This window comes from Streptomyces sp. NPDC056061 (assembly GCF_042266885.1).
In the GTDB taxonomy this organism is placed as follows: Bacteria; Actinomycetota; Actinomycetes; order Streptomycetales; family Streptomycetaceae; genus Streptomyces.
This window is the reverse complement of sequence record NZ_JBHJWQ010000046.1, coordinates 12300-37255: the sequence shown is the minus strand read 5'-3', so window position 1 is coordinate 37255 and position 24956 is coordinate 12300. Positions and strand designations below refer to the sequence as shown.

The 24956-nt window shown below is 69.2% G+C and carries 20 protein-coding genes and 5 pseudogenes; 19 read left to right on the top strand and 6 right to left on the bottom strand.

The annotated features are described in order from the left end of the window. Positions 1-167 precede the first annotated feature (167 nt). Positions 168-455, bottom strand: a complete 288-nt coding sequence (locus ACFC79_RS35595) for a winged helix-turn-helix domain-containing protein (RefSeq protein ID WP_376249065.1) — start codon at positions 453-455, stop codon at positions 168-170. Beyond that, positions 455-643, bottom strand: a complete 189-nt coding sequence (locus ACFC79_RS35590; protein WP_376249064.1) for a hypothetical protein — start codon at positions 641-643, stop codon at positions 455-457. The genes ACFC79_RS35595 and ACFC79_RS35590 overlap by 1 nt, the downstream gene beginning before the upstream one ends. Before the next feature lie 1323 nt (positions 644-1966). Here ACFC79_RS35590 and ACFC79_RS35585 point away from each other — a divergent pair. Together ACFC79_RS35585 and ACFC79_RS35580 are read left to right on the top strand one after the other, a co-directional pair. Next, positions 1967-2077 (top strand): annotated as a pseudogene (locus ACFC79_RS35585) (TerD family protein); the annotation flags it as partial. Beyond that, a pseudogene (locus tag ACFC79_RS35580) lies at positions 2037-2429 on the top strand (transposase); the annotation flags it as partial. The pseudogenes ACFC79_RS35585 and ACFC79_RS35580, both read left to right, overlap by 41 nt. A 908-nt stretch (positions 2430-3337) precedes the next feature. Here the strand turns inward: ACFC79_RS35580 and ACFC79_RS35575 are convergent. The 3 genes from ACFC79_RS35575 to ACFC79_RS35565 all read right to left on the bottom strand — a co-directional run bounded on the left by ACFC79_RS35575 (position 3338) and on the right by ACFC79_RS35565 (position 8389). Further along, positions 3338-3502, bottom strand: a complete 165-nt coding sequence (locus ACFC79_RS35575; protein ID WP_376249057.1) for a hypothetical protein — start codon at positions 3500-3502, stop codon at positions 3338-3340. Between the two features lie 410 nt (positions 3503-3912). Then, positions 3913-6057 carry an alpha-galactosidase gene (locus ACFC79_RS35570; protein WP_376249055.1) on the bottom strand — a complete coding sequence of 715 codons (2145 nt, stop codon included), beginning with the start codon at positions 6055-6057 and terminating at the stop codon, positions 3913-3915. A 25-nt stretch (positions 6058-6082) separates the two neighbouring features. Beyond that, positions 6083-8389, bottom strand: coding sequence for a discoidin domain-containing protein (locus tag ACFC79_RS35565; RefSeq protein WP_376249053.1), 2307 nt, complete (start codon positions 8387-8389; stop codon positions 6083-6085). Between the two features lie 372 nt (positions 8390-8761). Here ACFC79_RS35565 and ACFC79_RS35560 point away from each other — a divergent pair, with 372 nt between their 5' ends. From ACFC79_RS35560 to ACFC79_RS35480, 17 genes and pseudogenes are all read left to right on the top strand, one after another. Further along, positions 8762-9949, top strand: a complete 1188-nt coding sequence (locus tag ACFC79_RS35560; protein WP_376249051.1) for an ROK family protein — start codon at positions 8762-8764, stop codon at positions 9947-9949. A gap of 61 nt (positions 9950-10010) precedes the next feature. Then, on the top strand, positions 10011-11291 hold the full coding sequence (locus ACFC79_RS35555; RefSeq protein WP_376249049.1) for an ABC transporter substrate-binding protein: 1281 nt from the start codon (positions 10011-10013) through the stop codon (positions 11289-11291). Continuing rightward, complete coding sequence (locus ACFC79_RS35550) at positions 11291-12178, top strand: carbohydrate ABC transporter permease (RefSeq protein WP_376249047.1); 888 nt, start codon at positions 11291-11293, stop codon at positions 12176-12178. The genes ACFC79_RS35555 and ACFC79_RS35550 overlap by 1 nt, the downstream gene beginning before the upstream one ends. Beyond that, on the top strand, positions 12175-13020 hold the full coding sequence (locus ACFC79_RS35545) for a carbohydrate ABC transporter permease (protein WP_376249046.1): 846 nt from the start codon (positions 12175-12177) through the stop codon (positions 13018-13020). Before ACFC79_RS35550 ends, ACFC79_RS35545 begins: the two co-directional genes overlap by 4 nt. Next, the gene (locus ACFC79_RS35540) at positions 13017-14351 is read left to right on the top strand and encodes an alpha-L-fucosidase (RefSeq protein WP_376249044.1); all 1335 of its coding nucleotides are present in this window, start codon (positions 13017-13019) and stop codon (positions 14349-14351) included. Before ACFC79_RS35545 ends, ACFC79_RS35540 begins: the two co-directional genes overlap by 4 nt. Positions 14352-14414: 63 nt before the next feature. Further along, positions 14415-15266 carry a fumarylacetoacetate hydrolase family protein gene (locus tag ACFC79_RS35535; RefSeq protein ID WP_376249042.1) on the top strand — a complete coding sequence of 284 codons (852 nt, stop codon included), beginning with the start codon at positions 14415-14417 and terminating at the stop codon, positions 15264-15266. Positions 15267-15277: 11 nt separating this feature from the next. Then, the gene (locus ACFC79_RS35530) at positions 15278-16621 is read left to right on the top strand and encodes an L-fuconate dehydratase (protein WP_376249062.1); all 1344 of its coding nucleotides are present in this window, start codon (positions 15278-15280) and stop codon (positions 16619-16621) included. Next, entirely contained in the window at positions 16618-17379 is a 762-nt protein-coding gene (locus ACFC79_RS35525; RefSeq protein ID WP_376249041.1) for an SDR family NAD(P)-dependent oxidoreductase, read from the top strand. The genes ACFC79_RS35530 and ACFC79_RS35525 overlap by 4 nt, the downstream gene beginning before the upstream one ends. Next, complete coding sequence (locus tag ACFC79_RS35520) at positions 17376-18362, top strand: aldo/keto reductase (protein WP_376249039.1); 987 nt, start codon at positions 17376-17378, stop codon at positions 18360-18362. The genes ACFC79_RS35525 and ACFC79_RS35520 overlap by 4 nt, the downstream gene beginning before the upstream one ends. Further along, positions 18362-19102 carry a (Fe-S)-binding protein gene (locus ACFC79_RS35515; RefSeq protein ID WP_376249038.1) on the top strand — a complete coding sequence of 247 codons (741 nt, stop codon included), beginning with the start codon at positions 18362-18364 and terminating at the stop codon, positions 19100-19102. The genes ACFC79_RS35520 and ACFC79_RS35515 overlap by 1 nt, the downstream gene beginning before the upstream one ends. Continuing rightward, positions 19099-20564: pseudogene (locus tag ACFC79_RS35510) on the top strand (LutB/LldF family L-lactate oxidation iron-sulfur protein). The gene ACFC79_RS35515 and the pseudogene ACFC79_RS35510 overlap by 4 nt, the downstream one beginning before the upstream one ends. Continuing rightward, the gene (locus ACFC79_RS35505) at positions 20561-21211 is read left to right on the top strand and encodes a lactate utilization protein C (RefSeq protein ID WP_376249036.1); all 651 of its coding nucleotides are present in this window, start codon (positions 20561-20563) and stop codon (positions 21209-21211) included. Before ACFC79_RS35510 ends, ACFC79_RS35505 begins: the two are co-directional and overlap by 4 nt. Continuing rightward, complete coding sequence (locus ACFC79_RS35500) at positions 21208-21519, top strand: L-rhamnose mutarotase (RefSeq protein WP_376249034.1); 312 nt, start codon at positions 21208-21210, stop codon at positions 21517-21519. The genes ACFC79_RS35505 and ACFC79_RS35500 overlap by 4 nt, the downstream gene beginning before the upstream one ends. After that, positions 21516-22385: an amidohydrolase family protein gene (locus ACFC79_RS35495; protein ID WP_376249060.1), complete on the top strand. Its 870-nt coding sequence runs from the start codon at positions 21516-21518 to the stop codon at positions 22383-22385. The genes ACFC79_RS35500 and ACFC79_RS35495 overlap by 4 nt, the downstream gene beginning before the upstream one ends. 38 nt (positions 22386-22423) lie before the next feature. Next, on the top strand, positions 22424-23143 hold the full coding sequence (locus ACFC79_RS35490; RefSeq protein WP_376249032.1) for a FadR/GntR family transcriptional regulator: 720 nt from the start codon (positions 22424-22426) through the stop codon (positions 23141-23143). Positions 23144-23443: 300 nt separating this feature from the next. Continuing rightward, positions 23444-24298, top strand: a pseudogene (locus ACFC79_RS35485) (IS110 family transposase); the annotation flags it as partial. Between the two features lie 97 nt (positions 24299-24395). After that, a pseudogene (locus tag ACFC79_RS35480) lies at positions 24396-24565 on the top strand (Tn3 family transposase); the annotation flags it as partial. Here the strand turns inward: ACFC79_RS35480 and ACFC79_RS35475 are convergent. Beyond that, positions 24558-24944, bottom strand: a complete 387-nt coding sequence (locus ACFC79_RS35475; RefSeq protein WP_376249030.1) for an AQJ64_40280 family protein — start codon at positions 24942-24944, stop codon at positions 24558-24560. The pseudogene ACFC79_RS35480 and the gene ACFC79_RS35475 sit on opposite strands and share 8 nt — an antisense overlap. Positions 24945-24956: the final 12 nt, after the last annotated feature.

The window sequence follows — 24956 nt, the reverse complement described above, 5'->3', positions numbered from 1 at the left end:
CTTGCGGCCGGTATGCCGACGCAGCCGGTAGCACAGACGGGCGGGCAGGCCCGGCCGGAAGCACAGCAGACCGGCCACCGAGAGACGTCCCCGGCTACGGCCGGACACCTTGACCCTCGGGGTGATGCCGCGCCGGCCCCAGGTACGGCTCTTGGGCGGCCGACCGGTCACGCCCGCTTCGTCCTCGAAGCAGATGAACGCGCCGGTCGCCGCCCGGAGGGTTTTACCTCCTGCCAGGTCGCCTCCCGCCATGCGGTGATCGCGTCCTCGTCGCGTTCGACGGCGGGCCGGGCGGGCATCTGCACGCTGTAGCCCATGCGGTGCAGCAGCCGAGTGACCCCGGAGACGCTGTAGGAAACGTGGAACTTCCGCCCGATCAGCGTGCGTACCCGCGCGGCGGTCCACACCTGGTCGTCCGCCCAGCCGTGCGCGGCCGGCCCCTCATCAAGCCACATCACGAGCTTGGTCTGCAGGTGCGGGCCGAGCCGACAGCCGTAGCCGCAGGGGCCTCTGGAACGCAGCGCCTCGCGTCCGCCCGTCCTCCAGATGCGGCGCCACGGTAGACCGACTTCTCACTCACCCGTAACTCCCGGGCGATGCACGGGACTTCCACGCCCTCATCGAAGAGGTCAACGGCCCGCATCCGTACCTCTTCCCGGCGCCCACGCTGCTCGGCGGACAGCCCGCCCCCGTCCGGATACCGCATGCCTCCGGCGTACCAGCCCGGACGGACCGCGTCACCCCTCCCGACACAAATCCAGACCCCGAAACGCCGAAATCAGTAACCAACAGCGTCCCAGTGATGGTCTCCGGCCCCCGCTGTCTGTCCCCCCTTCAGCATCACCGGGAACCCGCCGTGTGCGACTGGGATCTCACATCGCGGCAGAGGGTCTGAGAGGGTGTGATGGCAGAGCCGTGGTATCCAGCCGCCTGTTCTGGCTCGTGCAGCGCCAGCAAGCGACGAGGGACGGAAGATGCTGACGACCGCGGTGCCTCAGCTGGCTTCCGGCGTATCGCCGTCGGGTGCTCCGACGCGGCGAGGGGTGGTGGCGGTGTTGCGGCCGCCGACGCCCAGTGCGTTCTTCGACTTTCGCACGATGAGGTCGGCGGCTTCGTCCAGGGCGAAGCCGCCACCACCTCAGAGGTGATGACGGCTGTGGAGTGGTGGGTGGGACAGGCGCGGTGTGCCCCGTGCTGGCACCCCCGGCGGCGTCGATCCTTGTTCTGTCGTGCCTCGCATGGACTATTACTCACACCCACCTATAGGGCAATTGGTACAGGCCGAGCAGTTTCCGCCTTGGCGTTTCACGAGTTCCCTCATAATGTGCTGCTCGGCGGGGTCATGCAGTGCCCGAGGCGTCACCATGCACACGGTCTTGTTGCCGAGCTCGCCTCGGAAGCCATGGAAGTCTGGCCCGAGATCCCGTACGAGCATCTCGTGCGCGGAATCGCTAAAACCGTCCTCGGATTGTTCGCATTCCGCCTGTCGGATTCGCTGAGGGTCAGGAGTCATAGGTGCCGCCGCATGGATCCGGTACGTGGGCGTCATACGTGAGGTCGTAGGTGCTGTCTATACGCCGTAGCGCATATCCGTGATCTGCAAGAACTTCGAGTCGATTCAAGTCTTGGCGCATGTCAGTCCCTCGCGAGTGATGTCTCCCAGGTTCATCTATCATTGCCCACTCTGGGAGCCTATCGACTCGTATGGGCAATCGTCAATAAAGTCGTTTGTGAATGGTTGATCTATCGCTACTTGATTGCCTAGTCGACCCAAGTCGGGGCCCAAGGAACTGCTCGACGATGACGATCAGGCGGCTCCGCCAGCGCTTGCTGGATCGACGATGACCTGCCGCGTCGGGCAGCTCGCTTTGTCCGCCGGCCTTGTTTCGACTCGCAGAAGTCCTGCACGATGCCGCCACCCCCTTGGCTACACCGATGAGCAGGAGATCCGCGGTGAGGATTCTGTAAGGATGCTTGCATCGAAACGGTGAAGATCTTCGGAGAGCTCTACTGGTGCGACGGCGAGTGGAAGTTACGTGCAGTCGGCCAGGGTGCCCCGGCTTGTGGTGTCCACTGACGGGTCGGGGGCGGTCGGGCATGCCGGAGCACGTTTGCTGGTGGACCTCGCCGAAGCGACCGGGCTGACGGCGGCGTACTCCACCGTGCTCCGGCCGCGCGGCACCGGCCATGACCCAGGCCGGATCGCTACCGATCTCGCAGTGATGCTCGCCGACGGCGGCGAGGCGATCGCGGATCTGGCCGTTCTGCGGGACCAGCGCGAGGTGTTCGGCCCGGTGGCCTCCACGCCGACGGCTTGGCGGCTGCTGGCCGCCGTCGACGAACGCATACTGGACCGCCTGCGGTCGGCCCGCGCCGCAGCCCGGGAGGTGGCCTGGCAGCAGGCCGCCGAGACCCGCACCGCGATACCCGCAGTGAAGACTGCGGTGGAATCATGCTGCCGACGACCCGTCAGCCCGATGAGCGGGTGCGCTGTCTCTCGCCAGAACGGCAACACGGAACACCAGATGAGGTGCACCCAGTGTCGCGCGCACCGCAACCTGCCGAAAAACCACCGCCTTGCCACGCTCCGCCGATACACCCACCTCCGACAAGGAACCGATGGCTGCGACTGGCCTCTGCACATGTGCGTAGCCCTGGTTGAGGACAACAGCGGTGGACTCAGCTACACGATCAGGTGCCCAGGCCAGCAGCGGATTCGATCGACAGGAATACGCCTGAACGTCGATGAGGTGAACCGACGGTTCCGGGGCCGCAGAGAGTTCCGGGAGCTGTTGGGAAGGATGTGGTGCCGCCGACGGTGTGGGTGCACACCGAACCTGCCAGGCTGACGTACCGGTGCGCACCCGTTAAAGACTTCGATCCGAGGAGTCCTCGGTATGCCTGTATGCCTGCGGTGTCGGCTACTTCGAGCGCTGCGGCCATGTCCTATGGAAATACACACTAAATAAGGTGATCTTGCGCCGACCGCCATCCTCCGCGCCGCTGTCAGTGGTCACACCTAAAGTTCAGACAAGCAAGCTGGCACTGGAGGGACCATGGTGCGAAGCGAAGCTACGTTCGACTCGGGTGAGCTTCAGCGGAACTTGGACAAGGCGGTGGCTGGGTGTCGGAGCAGTCTGCCAGGGCCGAGGCGACCACGATGACCGGTACCCCGCATCCCGACTGCTCGAATGCGATGGCGGTACCGTCAGTGGAGACAACGCGCACTTCGGATGTGACAGTTGACACAGAAGCTTCTCCGGTTCGGACAGAGCGCCCCGTGTGGGGCGCCTGGTGCAGATGAGACTCCCCGGAGACCGAAGACTCATCGGTGCTGCTATCGCGGGTCGGGACCCCGGTCTCGCCCGCGTCGAGCGTCGCCCGCGCACCGTTCGGCCGCCGCGTGGATCGCGTGGACGTAGGCGGCGTCCAGCGCCTGCACCTCACCGGAGAGGTCCTGGAAGGGAACGAAGCTCCGGTGGTCGCTGCCACGGCTCAGCATCCAGGCCGTCCACGCGTCGTGGACGTCTGAGCTAAGGCCGCCCGGATCCTCGGCGCCGGCCTCTGGGAAGCAACCTGAAGGGCGGTGAGAGCCACACATGACCTGTCGAGATCACGACGAGATCTTCTTGAAGTCCTCGCCCTCATGGTGCTGGCCTGCGTAGATAGCAGCAGGAAGGGGGCTGGCCTGCGAACCTGCTTCTTTCCGGTGCTTTCGCAGTGGTGCCGCTCTACGCAGTCGATTCTCCCCAGCCGCCCCCGTGGGGCTTCATTCTCCCCAGATTCTCCCCAGCCACAGCCTGCCGCCGACGGCACGCTGTGGCTGGGGAGAACGCTCACGCAGGGCCTGAGCCGTGGCAGTGCACCGTCACGCAGGGCAGGCACGCGGGCGGCCACCGCAGCCGCCCGCTCCTACTCCGCCCGGAGTTCAAGTACCAGGCACTGCTCAGGGTCGAGCAGGGGCGCCGCCAGGCCGACCGTGGCGAGCGCCGCTCCCGAGGCGCGGACCGACCCCGTGGTGATCCACGGTACGGCGGTGCTCGGGTGGGACGCAGGAGCCTGGAAGTCCTGGCAGACTGCCACGGTGTAGGTCGTGTCCGGGGCGAGTCCGGGTAGCCGGAGTCGAGCCGCCACGGAGCCCTCGGAGGACTCCGCCTGGAGCAGGGCGAAGACGGCGTGGCGCTCGTCGTCCGAGACGACCCCGTGCAGGTACGCCGAGGGGTCCGGGTGATCGACGCGGACGGTCCGGCCGTTGTGCAGCAGCGGTCGGAGTCGCTTGTAGAGGGCCGTCCACGCGGTGAGGTGATCGAGCTCTTCCTCGGTGCACGTGGTGATGTCCCACTCGATGCCGGCGTGGCCGAACAGCGCGGTCGCCAGCCGGATCTGCAGCGGGCTTGTGCGTCCCGTGGTGTGGGCGGTGGCCGCTCCGACGTGGCTGCCCATGAGCTCCGGCGGGACGAAGAGGCCGGTGTACCGCTGGATGCGCTGGCGTTCGATCGGGTCGTTGGTGTCCGACGCCCAGATGCGGTCGGTGCGCTCCAGGATTCCGTAGTCGATCCGGGCCCCGCCGGACGAGCAGGACTCGATCTCGACGCCTGGGTGACGTGCCCGGAGATCGTCCAGGAGACGGTAGACGGCCTGTGTCTGGGCGTGGACGCCCGCTGTGCCTGCGTGGACGGCTTCGAGGAGGTCGCGGTTGTGGTCCCACTTCAGGTACGCGATGTCGTACTCGTCGAGCAGGGCGTGCAGGTGAGTGGCGATGTGGGCGTACGCCTCGGGGTGGGCGAGATCCAGCACCTGCTGGTTGCGGGCCGCCGGTGCCGCCCGGTCCGGGGCGGCGAGGATCCAGTCGGAGTGGGCGCGGGCCAGGTCGGAGTCGGGGTTGACCATCTCGGGTTCGACCCAGAGCCCGAACTCCATGCCGAGCGCCTTGACCCGGTCGACCAGGGGGTGGAGCCCGTCCGGCCACACCACCGGGTCGACGGTCCAGTCGCCGAGTCCCGCGCTGTCGTCGCGGCGGCCGGCGAACCAGCCGTCGTCGAGGACGAAGCGTTCGACACCTACCTGTGCGGCGCGCTCGGCCAGCGCGGTGAGCTTGTCGAGGCGGTGGTCGAAGTAGACCGCTTCCCAGGTGTTCAGCATCACCGGGCGAGAAGTCTTCGGGTGGCCGGGGCGTGCCCGCAGGTGCAGGTGCAGCCGGTCGGACAGTCCGTCCATGCCGGCCCCCGACCAGGCGAAGGAGACCCACGGGGTCCGGTAGGCGTGGCCCGGTGCGAGGCGGATCTCGCCGGGAGCGAGCAGCTCGCCCGCACCCAGGACGGGCCGGTGCTCGGGGAGCCGTTCGGTGTAGTGGACGTGGTTGCCGCTCCAGCTGGCGTGCACGGCCCAGACCTGGCCGTGCCGGAAGCCGAATCCCGGTTCGCCGACGAGGAAGAGGCCCGTTGCGTCGTGGCCGGTTCGCCCCCGGCGGGACTCCCGCGTGGTGACCCCGTGGGCCAGCGGACGGCGTTGGGGCGAACGCTCGCGGGCCCAGCGGCCGGTGAAGTCGAGGACCTCGGCCGCCTCGTCGCCAACCGGGAGCAGGCACGCGGCCTCGCCGAGAACGTACATGCCCGGTCCCGTGTTGGTGATCTCGTGCCGCAGCCGGACCACACCGAACGCGTCCATCTCGACGATGGTCGACACCGTGAGGCCGACCGTTTCGTCATGGGAGCGGACGGCGAGGCGCCCGCCTTCTCCGTCCACGCCGGTGACGGTGACCGGCTCGGTGAGGGCGAGGCGCAGATGCGGCGGCACGCCGTCCCGGTGGCCCGCGATGCCGGGGCGCCCGACCCAGCCGTCAACCTGCTGGGGGAGGAGCCGGAGCCGTACGGGGGCGTCCACCGAGGCGACCGGCCAGGAGGGGCGGAGGCCGAGCAGTAGCTGAGCGGTGTCGCCCAGGTCTCCCGGGTCGGCGCCCCAGTGCAGGACGGTGGGCAGGCCGGGGCCCGCGACGTCGAGGATCAGGGCCGTTCCGGCCGCGCGGAGCACGGCCGGAACGGGGTGGTGCAGTGTCATGCGTTCGCTTTCCGGAGGGGAGGGATCACTCGCCGATGACGTTCAGCTCGGCACAGGAGGTCCAGGGGTTGCCGTTGATCTCGGACAGCGCCCGGAACCGTATGTAACGGGCATTTTTCGGAGGGAAGTTGATGGTCTTGAGGGTCTTGTCGGCGGCGAACGTGCCGGTGGCCACCGGGCTGCCCCACGTGGTGCCGTCCGTGCTGACGTAGAACTCGTACTGCCCGACCGTCCCGTTCGTGTAGGAGTCCTGGCGGGGCAGGTAACTGAAGCCCGAGACGACGTGGGACGCCTTCATGTCGAGCTGGATCTCGTGCGGGCAGGCCGGGGCGGGCGAGACGTTCGACCAGCGGGTGTGCCAGAGGGTGGCCATGCTGCCGTCGAGGACGTTCGCCGCCGGGGTGTTCTCCGCGGTGACCTCCTCGCTGTCGGTGTACGCCACGGTCCAGCCGGTGCGGGGAAGGACGCGTGGACCGCCGCCGTCGAGCCGGACGTTGAAGTGCGCGGTGCCGTTCATGGTGAGGCTCAGGACGAGGGTGCGGGTTGCCGGGTCCCAGCTCTGGCTCTGGGTGTACGGGCGGGTCATGCCCTGGTAGTCGTCGAAGACGACGGCGGGCCGGCCGCCCTTCCAGGTGCCGACGATCGTGAGCGTCACGTTGCGGATGTCGCGCGAGGAACGGTCCGGGAGGGTCTTTCCGCCGGCGGTGGGGATCGAGCCGTCGGCGTTCACGACCGGGTCGCCCGCGGCGTCCAGCCTGGGCGCCATGTAGTTCTGGCCGAAGGCGACGGTGGTCGCCTGGTCGGTGACAAGGGAGAGCGCGTTGGTGAGGTCGAGGCGGTAGTTGAAGACGTGGACGCCCAGATTCGAGGGGTTCTCCTGGACGATGACGTTGGTGTGCTCGTCCGAGCTGATCGTCACGGATGCCGTGGGCACGTTGGTCGGGGAGAAGACCACCGCGGACTTCTGCCGGACGTCCATTGCGGGGCTGGTGTAGTACCACTGCTTCGCCGCGCCGTCGGAGCGCACGAGCCAGCCGTTCCCGGCGCTCGCGAAGCCCGGGTACAGGCCGTCGTAGTAGCTGGTGGGCTGCGGGGCGGTGACGGTGGTGAACCCGGCGAGATCGGCGGCCGGCATCGTGCTGGGGACCAGGGACGGCAGGCCGTACCGCCCGTCGGTGGCCATCGCGTTGTTGAGTGAGTGATTCCAGCCCGGGGTGGAGAAGTTGGCCGCTCCCTTGGCGAGGACCTGCTGCTGGCCGGCGACCTCGGACCGGGTCGGAATGCGGATCCAGCCGTTCGTCACACCCTTGAGGAGCGGGTAGACGCCGAACTGCGCGCCCGCGTAGCGGTGGCCGAGAGCTCCGTTGGTGAAGTACGAGGCCTCGGAAAGGAAACAGGTCGCGCCCTGCGACAGGTCGCGCACGATCGACTGGACCTGGAGGGGCTGCGGGTACTGCAGGATGTACTTCCAGTCCTGGTGGCCCGAGCCGCCGGGGAAGACTCCCCTGCCGTCCAGACCCCACTTCCACCAGTCCGTGGAGGAACCCCAGTTGCCGGCGTAGCCGGTGAGCCACAGGCCCTTGATCAGCGCGTCGGTGCTGTCGGTGGCGAACGACTCCTTGTTCATGAGCACCAGGTTGGCGGCGTTCGCCTTCATCGCGGGGAGAAAGGCGGCGTTGTTCTGCATGTAGTCGAGCATCATGCCGTCGGTGCCGAAGATGTTGGTGTCGGTCCAGAAGAAGTACATGCCCAGACGGCCCGAGACGTCGAACAGGCTGATCAGGTAGTCGCTGAGGTTCGGACCGTTGTAGAGCTCGGCGGCGTTGAGGCCCTTGAACGTGTTCGGGTGGGTTCGGGCCCAGGTCTCCCACTGGCTCACCGGGATGAGGCTGGTGTTGCCGGTCTCGCCGTTGGCCACCTGTGCGACCACCGGGATTCCGGCGGCCTCCGCGGCGTCGAGGCGGGACTCGATCCACTCCGTCGTCTCCGGAACGTTCCGGAGGTGATGGCCGCCGATGAGGTTGATGTACGCGTACGGCTTCAGCCAGGCGGGGACGGTGTCCCACAACTGCTGGAGCGTGCCCTGGTACGGCTCGTCGCTCTGGCCGAGGTTGATCAGGTGTGCAGGGTGAGTGGCGTCGATGGTGGCACGCAAGGCCCCTCGCCCGGACGCTGCCGCCGCGGCGGTGGAACCCATCCCTGCGGCGTCCAGCACACCCGGCACGGCCAGACCGGCGCCGAGGCCGGCGACCGCGCCGAGGAACCGTCGCCGGCCCAGCCGGGTGCCGAGGGCGTCGTCGGGTCGGGTGGGGGAGTCGTCTCGATGGGTCATGGCATCGCTCCTCGGCTCGTGGCCCCGTCGGGACCCTGTGGGGGTGGGCAGCGGCACGCTAGAGGAGGCACGGCGTGGCTGGAAAGCGTTCCGGAGCAGCGGTGGCAATGGCTCCATATCCCGCCGTGCACCGCTGGCACCGTGACGCGGCTCGTGACGCGGCTCGTGACGCGACATCTCAGCCAGGGGTTATGAAAGTGCAGCTCAGAGGCTTTCGTAAGCCTTGCGTGGCTGGATTTGGTGGCCTACGGTCCTCGCAGCCTGTTACGGAAGACAGATTCGAAACAGGCCTGCAATACCTGGAGAACATCGAGCGGCCAGACGGCGCCAGGGCCGAAAGCAGGCCACCGCCCCACGGAAAGGCAGAGGTCTTTGACCGCGCTCGTGCCCGGTGTCGACACCACCGGCAGGACCACCACCACGGCGTGCGTCGCCGCACTGCACGCCATGGGTGAGGCGACGCTCAGCGAGCTGGCCACCGCCAGCGGACTGTCCCGGCCCACGGTCAAGGAACGGCTGGCCGGTCTTCCCCACCTGGTCGAGATCACCACCGGCGCCGAGCACGGACAGTCCCCCACGCCCAGTGGCGGCCGGCCGGCCGCGCGCTTCCGCTTCCGCAGCGAGCACGGCTTCGTGATCGGCGCCGAGCTCGGCAAGCGTCACGAGCGGATCGTCGCGTGCGACGTCGGCGGACGCATCCGGCACGTCAGCGAGCACCGTGAACCGGCGCCGTCGACGGGCCGGGAACGGATCGCCGGTCTCCACCGCCGCGTGGTCCAGGTGGCGATCCGACTGCAGCCCGCCCATGGCTGCTGGCTCGGCCTCGGTGTCTCGCTCACCGGCGGAATCGGCCCCGACGGACGACTCTGCTACTCACCCCACCACCCCGACCTGCAGGGCCGTTCCCCGGCCGACGCCGGACTGGTCTTCGGCGACGTACCGGTCATCGTCGAGCACGATCTGAACGCCGCGGCCATCGCCGAGCACGCCTATGGTGCCGCCCGGCACGCCGACTCGTTCGCGCTCGCACTGGCCTGGCACCGGCTGGCGGCCGGCATCGTCCTGGACGGCCGCGTCCACCGAGGCAGCCGCAACATGGCCGGAGAGCTGAACCTGATCGACGAGGGTCCCGCGGCTCCTTCGCACTGGGACGAGCTGGAGACCTTCCTTCCCGTTCTGGACGCGGCCGAACGCGGTGACCCGGACGCCACGGCGGAACTCGACGGGTTCGCCGCCCGCGCCGCCCGCCACATCGCCTATCTCACCCTGGTGCTCGACCCCCAGCTGATCGTGCTCGGCGGGCCACTGGCCCGCCGGCGCATCCTCGCCGACCGCATCGAGGCGCACGTGACCTCCCTGCTGCGGAACGCCTACCCCATCGACCTCGCCGTCACCCAGTTCCCCACGCTCGGCCCCGTGCTCGGCGTGCTGCAGACGGCACTGGCCAACGCCTTCGGCACGCTCCTCGGCGATCCGGCCTTCCCGGCCCGGATCGACATCGGACCGCTGTGCCCGAACGAGGCCCCCAGCAGGAAGCCGGTTCTCCCGCCCGTCCGGTGAACCCGCCCCCGCACCCCCTGTCACCCCGAGCTCGACCTCACGCACCGAGAGGAAACTCGTCATGCGCAGAATCCGCATCGCCACCGCCGTCGCCACTGCGACCGTGATCGCCGTCACCGCCACCGCCTGTTCCGGCTCCGACACCGCCGGCGGCTCGGACGGCCACGTCACGATCACCTACATGCTGCCCACCTCCTGGGCGGGCGTGCCCGGCTTCCAGGAGAACGTCGACCTCTGGGAGAAGCAGACCGGCAACACGGTCAAGCTCACCCCTGTTCCCGACGCCAACTACGACTCCCTCGTGCAGGCCCGCCTGGCGGCCAAGAGCGGCGTCGACATCTTCGCTGGCCAGGACACCGCCAAGGACAAGGCCGCGATCATGAAGCCGACCACCGGACCGTGGGTCGAGCGCCTCAACCCCGACGTCCGCAAGGCGATCACCTCCGCGGACGGCAAGATCTGGGGAACCCCGAGCGCCGACGGTGTCAACGCGACCGGCGTCATCTACAACAAGGACGTCTTCGCCAAGGCGGGGATCACGAAGCCCCCGACCACCCTCGCGGAGTTCGAGGCGGACCTGAAGAAGGTCAAGGCCGCCGGAGTCACTCCGCTCTTCCTCGCCGGCAAGGACGGCTGGACCCTGCTCCAGCACCGCAGCGCGGCCAACGCCTCCTTCCAGGGCGCTGACCCGCAGCTCGCCTCCAAACTCGACTCCAACAAGGTCAAGTGGAACGAGATCCCCGGCTTCGACGAGGAGTACGAGGCGCTGGCCGGGTGGGCCGAGCAGGGCCTGACCAACGGTGACGTGCTGACCGCCACGTACGACGCGTCGACCGCCGCGATAGCGAACGGCAAGACCGGCGCCGTCATCAACGGAACGTGGGCTCTGGGCGCCATCGTCAAGGCCAACCCGAAGGCGAACATCGGCTACTTCCTGCTGCCGGGCGCCGACGGCAAGAGCACGCTGGGGCTGCAGAAGCCCAACCTGCTCAAGGTCGCCACGTTCTCCAAGGCCGGCGAGCAGGCCCAGGACTTCCTGAACTTCATGATCGCCCAGCCGCAGGCGCAGAAGTTCCTCGACGCCAACCCCGGCGTCTCCGCCTTCACCGACGTCAAGGCCACCAAGCCGACCGGCGGCGTCGCCGACCTGCAGAAGCTCGTCGACCAGGGCGGCTTCGTCGTCCCGCTCGACCAGCAGTCCGTGATCCCCCAGCCGCAGGACGACCTCATCGCCGCCTACCAGGAGCTCCTCGGCAAGCGGATCGATGTCGCGAAGTTCGGCGAGCTGAACCAGAAGGCATGGGAGAGCGCGGGCAGCAAGGCCGGCGCGGCCGGATTCTGATGACCACGCCGCACACCACCCGGCAGGGGATCGACCGCACCTACCGGTACGCCTACCTCGTACCGGCGGTGCTGGTCTTCACCGTCTTCTTCCTCCTGCCGGCCTTCTTCGGAATGTACCTGTCGCTCACCGACGCCTCGACGTACGTACCCGAGACGAACTACGTCGGACTGGACAACTACCGCACGCTCTTCGGTGACGGCACGGTCCTGTGGAACGCCACCCGCAACCAGTTCGTCTACGCGGCCCTCGTGACCGTCGGCAAGACCGGCCTGGGCGTGGCGATCGCCTTCCTGCTCAACCGCGCGTTCAGGGGAAGCCGCGCTCTGCGCGCCGTCGTCTACCTGCCGATCATGTTCTCCACCATCGTGGTCGGTCTCCTCTTCAACTACATCCTCAAGGCCGACGGCCCGGTCAACGCTCTCCTCGAACCGTTCGGCCTGGCCCAGGACTGGTTCGGCAGCTTCGACCTCGCGCTCTACAGCGTCACCGCTGTGGACACCTGGATGGGCGTCGGCTGGACCGTCGTCTTGGTCCTCGCCGCCCTCCAGGCCGTACCCGACGAGCTCGTCGAGAGCGCGCAGCTCGACGGGGCGGGGCCGTGGCAGGTGACACGGCACATCAAGCTCCCGTACATCCGGCACGCCATCTACCTGGCCGGCCTGATCACCTTCATCACCGGGATGAAGGCGTTCGACCTGATCTACGCGACCACCGGCGGCGGTCCCGGCACCGCGACCGAGGTCCTGACCAGCTACGTGTACAAGCAGCTCAACACCGGAGCACTCGGCTACGCCGCCGCGGTGAACGTCTTCCAGTTCGTGACGATCACCGTCGTCGCCCTGGTGATCAACCGCTTCGTACGCAGGATGGAGGCGAGCCCGTGACCCCGCGCAGCCCGCGGCGCCGGCCCGGCAGGGTCCTGGCCCAGACGGCCACCTACGCCCTGGCCATCCTGGTGGCCCTGGTGTTCCTGGCCCCGCTGTACCTGGTCCTGCTCACCAGCCTGAAGAGCAGCAACGAGGCCCAGACCATGAGCTTCGCCCTGCCCCGCTCCTGGCAGATCGACAACTACCTGACCGTCATCGAGACCGGGGACGCGCTCCAGGCACTGATGAACAGTGTGCTCATCTCGGTCGCGGTCACCGCCGGAACCATCCTGGTGTGCTCGCTCGCGGCCTTCGTGATCGCCCGGCGCCCGGGCCGCGTCACCGGCGGCGTGTACAGCTATCTGCTCACCGGCCTCATCGCCCCCTTCGCGTTCATCCCGGCCATCCGCCTCCTCCAGGAGATCGGGCTCGGCGGCTCGTACACGGGTCTGATCCTCACCGACATCGCCGTGCAGATCCCGTTCATCACCCTGATCTACGTCGGATTCATCCGGCAGCTGCCCCGGGAGATCGACGAAGCCGCCCTCCTGGACGGCGCGGGATCGCTCCGCCTGTTCTTCACGATCATCTTCCCACTGCTCAGGCCGGTCAGCTCGACCGCGCTGATCATGGTCTTCACCTACGCCTGGAACGAGTTCCAGAACGTCCTCTTCCTCATCCCCGACGCTGACCGATGGACCCTGCCCATGAGCGTGTTCACCTTCCAGACCACCCATAGTTACGACTACTCGCTGGTCTGCGCCAACCTCGTCCTCACCATGCTGCCCGTGGTGGCGGTGTACCTGGCGGCGCAGAAGTACATCGTCAGCGGCATGGTCGCGGGAGCGGTGAAGGTATGAGCGACACCAGCACCAGGCCGGGCGAGCCGGCCGAGCGCTTCGCCCGCTCGGCCTGGTTCCGGCACGACCGGTTCGGCATGTTCATCCACTGGGGTCCGTACGCCGTCCCGGCCCGCGGCGAATGGGTCCGCTCGCACGAGCAGGTGAGCGTCGAGGACTACCGATTCGCCGTGGACGGCTTCGGCGCCGAGGACTACGACCCGCACGCGTGGGCCGAGCTCGCCGAGGCGGCGGGCATGAAGTACGCGGTTCTCACCGCCAAGCACCACGACGGGTTCTGCCTGTTCGACTCGGCCCTCACCGAGTACAGCAGCATGTACAACGGCATCGGCCGCGACCTGGTCCGTGAGTTCCTCGACGCGTTCCGGGCCCGAGGCATCAAGGTGGGCCTCTACTACTCCCTCCTCGACTGGCACCACCCGGACTACCCGCACTACGGCGACTTCATCCACCCCGAGCGCGAGAACCCCGCCTTCACCGACCACAGGCCCGACCTCGAGTCGTACCGCCTCTACATGCACGGCCAGGTCAAGGAGCTGTGCAGCAACTACGGACAGCTGGACATCCTCTGGTTCGACTTCTCCTACGAGGGGATGGGACCGGAGGAGTGGGGCGCGCAGGAACTCATCGAGACCGTCCGCGCGCTGCAGCCCACTGCTCTCATCGACAACCGCCTCGAAGCCGACGGCGGCGGCCCCGGCTCGATCGTGACGAACTCCCCGACGGACTACAGCGGCGACTTCGCCTCCCCGGAACAGCTCGTCCCCGTCGAGGGCATCCGCGCCGACGACGGCACCCCGGTGCCCTGGGAAGCCTGCGTCACGATCAACAACAACTGGGGCTACGCCGCCGGCGACGACCTGTGGAAGAGCCCCGAGCAGCTGATCACCAAGCTTGTCGAATGCGTCGCCAAGGGCGGCAACATGCTGCTCAACGTCGGCCCCGATCCGCGGGGCCGGATCCAGCCCGAGGCGATCGAGCGTCTGCGGGCGATCGGCGCGTGGCTCGCCGTGAACGGAGAATCCGTCTACGGGGCCGGCCCGGCCGGCCTGGACACGCCCGAATGGGGCTACTACACGCGGACCGACACCGCTCTGTACGCCCATGTGCTGCGGGCGCCGATCGGCCCGCTCGCGCTGACCGGGGGCGTCGACAAGGACGCGATCACCCGGGTCTCGCTGCTCGACGGCGGCGGCGAGCTGCCGCTGTGCGATGCCTGGGTCGTGAAGTCCTACCCCGACATCCCCTTCGTCCAGTTCGGGGAGGTCGGACACTTCACCTATCCCCTGCCCGATCCGGTCGACACCGTCGTCAGGATCGACGGCGCCTGAGGGCCACACCTCCGCAGCCCGCATATCACCACGGAAGTTCCCGACTGCGACAGGAGATGTCACATGAAGCTGATACGCCTCGGAGAGCCCGGACGAGAGATTCCAGCTCTGCTCCTCGAAGACGGGAAGGCGCTGGATCTGCGCGCACTCACCGGCGACATCGACGGGAACTTTCTCGCCGGTAACGTGATCGGCCAAATCGAGCAAGCCCACGCCGCCGGCCTCCTGCCGGTGCTCGACACCACCGGAGCGCGGTTCGGCGCCCCGGTGGCCCGCCCCGGCAAGGTGGTGTGCGTCGGCCTCAACTACCGCGACCACGCCGAGGAGACCGGCGCGCCGGTCCCCGAGCGGCCCGTGGTCTTCATGAAGGACCCGTCCACCGTGGTCGGTCCGTACGACGACGTGTTGATCCCGCGCGGATCGGTCAAGACCGACTGGGAGGTCGAGCTCGCCGTCGTCGTCGGCCGTGAGGCCCGCTATCTGGAGAGCCCGGAGGAGGCGGCCGGTCACATCGCCGGGTACGCCGTCAGCCACGATGTCTCCGAGCGGGAGTTCCAGCTGGAATTCTCTCCCCAGTGGGACCTCGGCAAGTCCTGCGAGACCTTCAACCCGCTCGGCCCCTGGCTCGTGACCCCCGACGAGGCGGGCGACCCGCAGTCCCTGGGGCTGCGCCTGGCGGTGAACGGCGAGGCGCGCCAGCAAGGCTCCACCAAGAACATGATCTTCGACGTCGCGTACCTCGTCTGGTACCTGAGCCAGTACATGGTGCTGCGCCCCGGTGACGTCATCAACACCGGAACCCCGGCCGGCGTGGCCCTCGGCCTCCCCGGCACCCCCTACCTGCGCGCGGGCGACACCGTCGAGCTGACCATCGACGGGCTCGGCACCCAGCGCCAGACCTTCAACAACGCTTGAGAGGCATCGAGTTGTCCGCCACCGCACCGCGGATCACCGCCGTCGACACCTACGACATCCGCTTCCCCACCTCGCGGGATCTGGACGGGTCCGACGCCATGAACCCCGACCCCGACTACTCCGCCGCCTACGTCGTCCTGCGCACCTCGGCGGAGGACGGCCACGAAGGCCACGGCTTCACCTTCACCATCGGCCGTGGCAACGATGTCCAGGTCGCCGCGATCGACGCACTGCGTGAGCACGTGGTCGGCAGGCGTGTCGACCGGCTGTGCGCCGACCCCGGCGTCCTGTACCGCGACCTCACCGGCGACAGCCAGCTGCGCTGGCTCGGTCCGGAGAAGGGCGTGATGCACATGGCGATCGGCGCCGTCGTCAACGCCGTCTGGGACCTCGCCGCCAAGCGTGCGGACAAGCCGCTCTGGCAGTTCCTCGCCGACGCAGACCCCGCCTGGCTGGTCTCCCAGGTCGACTTCCGGTACCTCACCGACGCGTTGACCCCCGACGAGGCACTGGAGCTCCTGACCAAGGGCAAGCAGGGAGCGCCCGGCCGCGCCGCCGAGCTGCGGCGCCGGGGCTACCCCGCGTACACCACCTCTCCCGGCTGGCTCGGCTACTCCGACGAGAAGCTCACCCGCCTCGCCAAGGAGGCCGTCGCGGAGGGCTTCACCCAGATCAAGCTCAAGGTCGGCGCCGACCTCGACGACGACATCCGCCGCTGCCGCACGGCCCGCGCCGCCGTCGGACCGGACATCCGGATGGCGATCGACGCCAACCAGCGCTGGAACGTCGCCGAGGCGATCACGTGGACGGACACGCTCGCCGAGTTCGACCCGTACTGGATCGAGGAACCCACCAGCCCCGACGACATCCTCGGCCACGCCGCGATCCGACGCGGCGTCCATCCTGTCAAGGTCGCCACCGGAGAACACGTGCAGAACCGGATCGTCTTCAAGCAGCTGCTCCAGGCCGAGTCCATCGACGTCCTCCAGCTGGACTCCGCCCGGGTGGCCGGTGTCAACGAGAACCTCGCCATTCTGCTGCTCGCCGCCAAGTTCGGCGTCCCCGTGTGCCCGCACGCCGGCGGCGTCGGACTGTGCGAACTCGTCCAGCACTTGTCGATGTTCGACTACGTGGCGCTCTCCGGCACCACGGAGGACCGGGTCATCGAGTTCGTCGACCACCTGCACGAGCACTTCCTCGACCCGGTCACGATCGACCGAGGCCACTACCGGGCCCCCGCCGAGCCCGGTTTCTCCGCCACCATGCGGCAGTCGAGCCTCGACGCCTACCACTACCCCGACGGCGCCTTCTGGGCCGCCGACCTGGCAGCGTCGAACCCGGAGGCCCGCGCATGAGCACCAAACTCCACGGCCTCACCGCCCTCGTCACCGGCGGCGCCTCTGGCATCGGCCTGGCCACCGCGACGCTCCTCGCCGCACGGGGCGCGGACGTCGCCGTCCTCGACCTTGACCCGAGCGGCGCCCCCGCCCCGCTGCGCGGTTTCACCGCCGACGTCTCCGACGACGAGTCGGTCCGCCGTGCCGTACGGGATGCGGCGGAAGCGCTTGGCGGGATCGACATCCTGGTCAACAACGCCGGCATCGGGGCCGCCGGCACCGTCGAGGAAAACTCCGACGAGCAGTGGCACCGGGTCCTCGACGTCAACGTCCTCGGGATCGTCCGCACCACCCGGGCGGCCCTCCCGTACCTGCGCACCTCGTCCCACGCCTCCGTCGTCAACACCTGCTCCATCGCCGCCACCGCCGGCCTTCCGCAGCGCGCGCTGTACTCGGCCAGCAAGGGCGCTGTTCTGTCCCTCACCCTGGCGATGGCTGCCGACCACGTCCGCGAAGGCATCCGGGTCAACTGCGTCAACCCCGGCACCGTCGACACCCCGTGGGTCGGCCGCCTCCTCGGCGCCGCACCCGACCCGGCCGCCGAACGCGCCGCCCTGAACGCACGCCAACCCACCGGCCGCCTGGTCACCGCCCAGGAGGTGGCCGCAGCGATCGCCTACCTCGCCTCCCCGGCCGCCGCCTCGGTGACCGGAACCGACCTGGCTGTCGACGGCGGCATGGCGGGACTGCGTCTGCGACCGGAGCCCACGCAGTGACCCCGCTCGGCCGCAGCGCCGTCCAGGTCACCGAGCTCGCCTTCGGCGCCGCAGGGATCGGCAACCTGTTCACCCCCGTCACCGACACGGAGGCCGAGCAGGCCGTGCACGCCGCCTGGGAGGCGGGCGTACGGTACTTCGACACCGCCCCGCATTACGGCCTCGGCCTGTCCGAGCGGCGTCTCGGCGCGGCTCTGCGCTCCCGGCCGCGCAGTGAGTACGTCGTCTCCACCAAGGTCGGCCGCGTCCTGGTCCCGACGCCCGGGGCCACGGGAGACGATCTCGCGAACGGCTTCGCCGTGCCCGCCACGTACCGCAGGCGCTGGGACTTCAGCGCCCACGGCGTGCGCCGGTCGATCGAGGACAGCCTGCGACGGCTCGGCCTGGACCGCATCGACGTCGCCTACCTGCACGACCCGGACGACCACCTCGACCGGGCTCTCGACGAGGCGTACCCCGAGATGGCGCGAATGCGGGACGAGGGGACGGTCGGCGCGATCGGCGTGGGCATGAACCAGGCCGCGCCGCTCGCCCGCTTCGTCCGCGAGACCGACCTCGACACCGTCCTCCTGGCCGGCCGCTACACCCTCCTCGACCAGGACGGCTTCACCGAACTCCTGCCGCTCGCCGCCGACCGTGGCGTCGGTGTCGTCATCGGCGGCGCGTTCAACTCCGGCCTGCTCGCCGACCCTCGCCCCGGGGCCACCTTCGACTACACGACGGCACCCCTCGACCTGCTCTCCCGCGCCCTGGACCTCAAGGCTTCGTGCGAGCGCCACGGCGTACCGCTCCGGGCCGCCGCACTGCGCTTCCCGTTCGGACACCCGGCCGTCGCGAGCGTCCTCGTCGGCCTCCGCAGCGCTGCCGAGGCCCGCGACGCCGCCGCCGTGCTCGCCCACCCGGTCCCGGACGCTCTCTGGGCGGAACTCAAGGAACGCGGACTGCTTCCGGCCCACGTCCCGACCCCCGGGGAGGCCCGCTGATGCGCGTCGCCCTCTTCCTCACCTGCTTCAACGACACTCTCTTCCCCGGCACCGGCCACGCTGTGGTGACCGTCCTCGAACGCCTCGGCCACACGGTGGACTTCCCGCTGGAGCAGACCTGTTGCGGGCAGATGCACTTCAACACCGGCTACCGCCCGGAGGCCGTCCCGATGGTCGAGCGCTTCGCGCGGACCTTCGAGGAGTACGACGCGGTGGTCACCCCGTCGGCCTCCTGCGCCGGCATGGTCCGCGACCACCACCCGGTCCTCGCCCGCGACCACGGGACGGATGCCCTGCGGGCACAGGTCGTCGAACTGACCTCTCGCGTATGCGAGTTCACCGAGTTCCTCACCGACGTGCTGGACGTGACGGATGTGGGGGCGCGCTTCCCACACCGAGTCGCCTACCACCCCACCTGCCACTCCCTGCGCGGCCTTCGGCTGGGCGACCGGCCGTATCGGCTCCTGAGCGCGGTGAAGGACATCGAACTCGTCGACCTGCCGACCGCCGACTCCTGCTGCGGCTTCGGCGGCACCTTCGCCCTCAAGAACGCCGAGACATCGAGCGCGATGCTCGCCGACAAGACCGGGGGAGTGCTTGACAGCGGCGCCGAGGTCCTGTGCGCCGCCGACAATTCCTGCCTGATGCACATCGGTGGCGGACTGTCCCGCCAGGACAGCACCGTACGGACCATGCACCTGGCGGAGATCCTCGCCGCCACCGCAGGAGGCACACGATGAGCGCGCCCACGGACCGCGGAGTCGTCTGGCTCGGCTCACCCTCCTTCCCCGAAGCCGCCCGCGACGCGCTCAAGGACAGCCGGCTCCGTGCCAACCTGAAGCGGGCCACCTCGACGATCCGCGACAAGCGGCTCGCCGTCGCCGCCGAACTGGATGACTGGGAAGAGCTGCGGACGTCCGCAGCCGCGATCAAGAAGCGGACCGCCCGCCATCTCGACCACTACCTCGTTCGGTTGGAGGAGTCCGTCACGGCCGCCGGCGGCACTGTCCACTGGGCCTCGGACGCCGCCGAGGCCAACCGCATCGTCGCCGACCTCGTCCGGGCCACGGGCGAGCGGGAGGTCGTGAAGATCAAGTCGATGGCGACCCAGGAGATCGGGCTCAACGAGTACCTCGCCGACGCCGGGATCGCCGCGTACGAGGCGGACCTCGCGGAGCTCATCGTCCAGCTCGGTGACGACCGCCCCTCCCACATCCTCGTCCCGGCGATCCACAAGAACCGGACCGAGATCCGCGACCTCTTCGCCGCCGAGATGGGCCGCTGGGGGCGCCGGCGCCGGAAGGCCTCGGTGACGAGCCGGCCGAGGTCGCCGAGGCGGCCCGCCGCCACCTCCGCGAGAAGTTCCTCAGCGCGAAGGTCGCCGTCTCCGGCGCGAACTTCGCCGTCGCCGACACCGGGACCGTCGTCGTGGTGGAGTCCGAGGGCAACGGCCGGATGTGTCTGACCCTCCCGCAGACCCTGATCACCGTCATGGGCATCGAGAAGGTCGTTCCCACCTGGTCCGATGTGGAGGTCTTCCTCCAGCTGCTGCCCCGCTCCTCCACCGGCGAGCGGATGAACCCGTACACCTCCACCTGGACCGGCACCACCGACGGCGACGGACCGTCCGCGTTCCACCTGGTCCTCCTCGACAACGGCCGCACCGACACCCTCGCCGACACCGTCGGCCGCCAGGCCCTCGCCTGCATCCGCTGCTCGGCCTGCCTCAACGTCTGCCCGGTCTTCGAACGGACCGGCGGCCACGCCTACGGATCGGTCTACCCCGGCCCGATCGGCGCCGTCCTTACCCCGCAGCTCGTCGGCGTCGAGAACGCCGCCTCCCTTCCGTTCGCCTCCACCCTGTGCGGCGCCTGCTACGACGCCTGCCCGGTGAAGATCGACATCCCGGAGGTGCTTGCCCACCTGCGGGCCGAGGTCGTCGAAACCGAGCGGGCGGACCGGCGCACACCCACCGCCGAGGCGCTGGCAATGAAGGCGGCCGCCACCGTCCTCGACTCACCGGCACTGCTCGGCGCCGCCCAGAAGGCCGCGAGCCTCGGCGGCCGCGCCCTCGCCCGGCGCGGACGCATCGGCCGCCTGCCCGGACCGATGCGCGGCTGGTCCGAGACCCGGGACACCCCCGTACCCCCGGCCGAGTCGTTCCGTACCTGGTGGCGCAAGAACCGAGAAGGGGACCGATGAGCAGCCGCGACACCATCCTCGGCCGCGTCCGCACCGCACTCGCCGACGTGCCAGCCGACGAAACCCCGCAGGACGTTCCCGTACCGAGGAACTACCTGCGCGCCCACACTGCGCCGGGCGAAGACCTGGTTGCGCTGTTCGCCGAACGGGTCGCCGACTACCGCGCCACCGTCCACCGCACCGACGAGGCCGGACTGACCGCCGCGATAGCCGTTGCACTCGCTGCCCGCGCGGTCCGTCATGTGGCCGTGCCGAGCGGCTTCCCCGGGAGGTTGCTGCCCTCCGGCCCCTGGACCTGGCACGCGGGACCGCTGGACGTGCCGGACCTGGACGCCCTGGACAGGACGCTCACCCTCGCTGCCGCCGGCATCGCCATCACCGGGACCCTCGTCCTCGACACCGGCCCCGGACAAGGCCGCCGGGTACTCACCCTCATCCCCGACTACCACCTCTGCATCGTGTACGCCGAGCAGATCGCCGCCAACGTCCCCGACGCCCTCGCCCTCCTCGACCCGACCCGCCCCCTGACCTTCATCTCGGGGCCCTCCGCCACCAGCGACATCGAACTCGACCGCGTCGAAGGCGTCCACGGCCCCCGCACCCTCGACGTCATCGTCGTCGCCCCAAACCACCCGGAGCAGCCATGAGGATCGCCCTGCACACCCGCGTCCGCGCGGACCGGATCGAGGAGTACGAGGCGGCCCACCGCGCGGTGCCCGACGAGCTCAGCACCGCCATCCGGGCCGCGGGCGTCACCTCCTGGACGATCTGGCGCAGCGGGCAGGAGCTCTTCCACCTCCTCGAATGCGAGGACTACGCCCGCCTGCTCGCCGAGCTGGAACACCTCCCGGTCAACGTTGCCTGGCAGGCACGGATGGCCGACCTCCTCGACGTGACCCACGACTACTCCCACGACGGCACCGACGCCGGGCTCCCGGTGGTGTGGCAGCTGTGACGGACCGGCGGATCATCGATGCGCACCACCATGTCTGGGACTTGGCTGTACGTCCTCAGCCCTGGATTACCGGCGAGGCCCTCGCCCCGCTGGCCTGCTCCTTCTCGGCCGACGACCTCGCTCCCGAGGCGAGGGCAGCCGGTGTGGCCGCCACCGTGGTCGTCCAGACGGTTTGTGTCCCCGAGGAGACACCCGAGCTCCTGGAGCTCGCCGACACCGACGACCTGATCGCCGGAGTCGTCGGCTGGACCGACCTGATCGCCCCCGGCATCGCCGACGCGCTCGCCGCCCTGCGCGAAGGACCGGGCGGGGACCGGCTGGTCGGCATCCGCCACCAGGTCCAGGAAGAACCGGACCCCGGCTGGCTACTGCGGCCCGACGTACAACGCGGACTGGCCGCCGTGGCCGACGCCGGACTCGCCTACGACCTCGTCGTGACCTCGGACCAACTGGCCGCCGCCACCGCTGCGGCAGCCTGGGTCCCTGGCCTGACCTTCGTCCTGGACCACCTCGGCAAACCGCCCATCGCCACAGGTGTGCTCGAACCCTGGGCCGCCGACGTACACCGCCTCGCAGCCCTGCCCAACACCGTGTGCAAACTCTCCGGCATGGTCACCGAGGCCACCCCCGGCGCATGGAGCACCGACACCCTCGCCTCCTACGCCGACACCGTCCTGGACGCCTTTGGGCCGGGGCGACTGCTCTTCGGCTCGGACTGGCCGGTCTGCACCCTGCAGGCGGGCTACGGCGAGATCGTCCGCATCGCGGACATCCTCACCGACGGACTGAGCCCCGCAGAGAAGAACAAGGTCTTCCAGGACAACGCGGTCGGCGTCTACGCACTCCTGCCGCCCGCACACTCGTGACCCCTCCTGCGCGGAACAGTCCCGAGAGAGGAGCGAGAGTGCCTGTCACCGACGAGGCGATCGACAAGATCAAGGCCGTGATCGTCAGCGGTGAGCTCCGCCCCGGTTCCCGCCTCCCGCGCGAACCCGATCTCGCCGAGCGCCTCGGCCTCTCCCGCAACTCGCTCCGCGAGGCGGTGAAGGCCCTCTCGATCAGGCGGGTCCTCGACGTCCGCCAGGGCGACGGCACCTACGTCACGAGCCTGGAGCCCGACCTGCTCCTCGACGCGCTCACCTTCGTCGCCGACCTCCAACAGGACGACACCGTCCTCCAGTTCCTGGAAGTCCGACGGATCCTCGAACCGGCTGCCGCGGCCATGGCCGCCCGGTCGATGCCGGACGAGGAGATCACCGCACTCGGCGAAGTCCTCGACCGGCTCGACGGCGGTCTGTCCCTGGACGTCCTGATCGAGAACGACTTGGAGTTCCACCGCAGACTGGCGGCTGGCTCGGGCAACGCCGTGCTCTGCTCGCTCCTCGAAGGCATGGCCGGTCCCACGGTCCGTGCCCGCCTGTGGCGCGGCCGGGTGGAGGGGCGCGCCGTGGCACGGGCCAGGCAGCAGCACCGCGCGATCTACGAGGCCGTCGCCGCCCGACAGCCCGACAGCCCGACAGCCCGACAGCCCGACGTTGCCCAGGCGTGGGCGACCGTGCACGTCGCGGAGGTCGAGCAGTGGCAGAGGGGGACGCTCGGCACCGGTGAACCGGCGCCTGTCTGACGCATCGGTCGGAGAGTGCCACTCGACGGTGAGGCTGCCCCCGTTATGTTTTCCGCGGTCCTGCAAGAGGGCCGCTGGCCTCCGGGCCCGGCATGACTGTGTCCCCCTGTCGAAGGCATGAAGTGGGGGGTGGTGTTCACCGGGCCCGAGAGGTGCCGTCGGAGACGCTGATGAGAGGTCCGGCCACCGCCCGGCCCGGCGCAATGCCAGGCAGTTCGCGGGCGGCAGGTCTGCATAACGTGGATGCGCGGGAACGACACCGACGCCAAGGCCGGCCACACCAAGGGAGTTGAGAGCACGATGTTCGACACCGGCGACGTGGGCGTGTTCCTCGGCCTGGACGTCGGCAAGACCGCTCACCACGGCCATGGGCTGACCCCGGCCGGGAAGAAGGTCTTCGACAAACCGCTGCCCAACAGCGAGCCCAAGCTGCTGGCCGTGTTCGACAAGCTGGCCGCGAAGTTCGGCCCCGTCCTCGTCGTGGTGGACCAGCCCGCCTCGATCGGTGCCCTGCCGCTGACGGGTGCCCGTGACACGGGCTGCAAGGTCGCCTATCTGCCGGGACTGGCGATGCGGCGGATCGCCGATCTCTACCCGGGCGAGGCGAAGACCGACGCGAAGGACGCCGCGGTCATCGCGGACGCGGCCCGCACCATGCCCCACACCCTGCGCTCGCTGGAACTGACCGACGAGATCACCGCCGAGCTGACCGTGCTGGTCGGCTTCGACCAGGACCTCGCGGCCGAGGCCACCCGCACCTCCAACCGGATACGCGGCCTGCTCACCCAGTTCCACCCCGGCCTCGAACGTGTCCTGGGCCCGCGTCTCGATCACCAGGCCGTCACCTGGCTGCTGGAACGCTACGGATCCCCGGCCGCCCTGCGAAAGGCCGGCCGCCGCAGACTCGTCGAACTGATCCGCCCCAAGGCCCCACGGATGGCCACCCGGCTCATCGACGACGTCTTCGACGCACTCGACGAGCAGACCGTGGAGGTCCCCGGAACGGGCACGCTCGACATCGTGATCCCGTCCCTGGCCCGCCAGCTCGCCGCCGTCCACGAACAACGCCGGGCCCTGGAAGCCCAGATCAACGCCCTCCTGGAGGCACACCCTCTTCTCCAGTGGCCACCCCGCTTCGGTGTCCGGTCCGCGAGCAACGGCTCGATCCGCGCCCACCGCGCATCAGTCAACGGCACATCCGGACCAACGACCAGCTGATCCAAACGAGATGGCCTAGTTCGGTCACCATGTCGCTGCTGCGAATACCGCGCTGATCACCGCCGATGCCAAGGTGCCGATCGTCAGGTACTGGAGGACGGTCTGCTGACGTCGGTGGACGGACTGCGGTTCGTCGTCCCGCTCCGCACGATCAGCGCGGTGCCGTCGCCGAAGTACTTCGGTTTCAAGCGCGGCATCACCTGGCTGAAGGAGCGCCCCATGCGTTCTGGAGAGCCGACGGCACGCCTTCTCCAAGAACCAGGTGCGTGGTCCCGCCTGGCAGGGTGGGCAGCTCGGCCCAGTGAGTCACGGTTTTGTCACTGTCCTGGCCGTAGGGCAGGCGGACGACTCCATCGGAGTCGACGAAGCAGTCCCGGTGTTCCGCCCCGTCCTCCTCGCTCCAGTGCCGAGTCGTGAAGTACATCGGCCTCACCAGCCAGAACTCCTCACCCAACACACGACCAGACTCATTGGCACTGTCAGCCGGGTACCGGCCCGTGATCGCCGCTGCCACCGGTGTACCGTCCCGAGGCAGCCTCTCGCGTGCGTCCACCCACGTCACAACGGTGTTCAAATTCGCCATCTCCACCCTCAC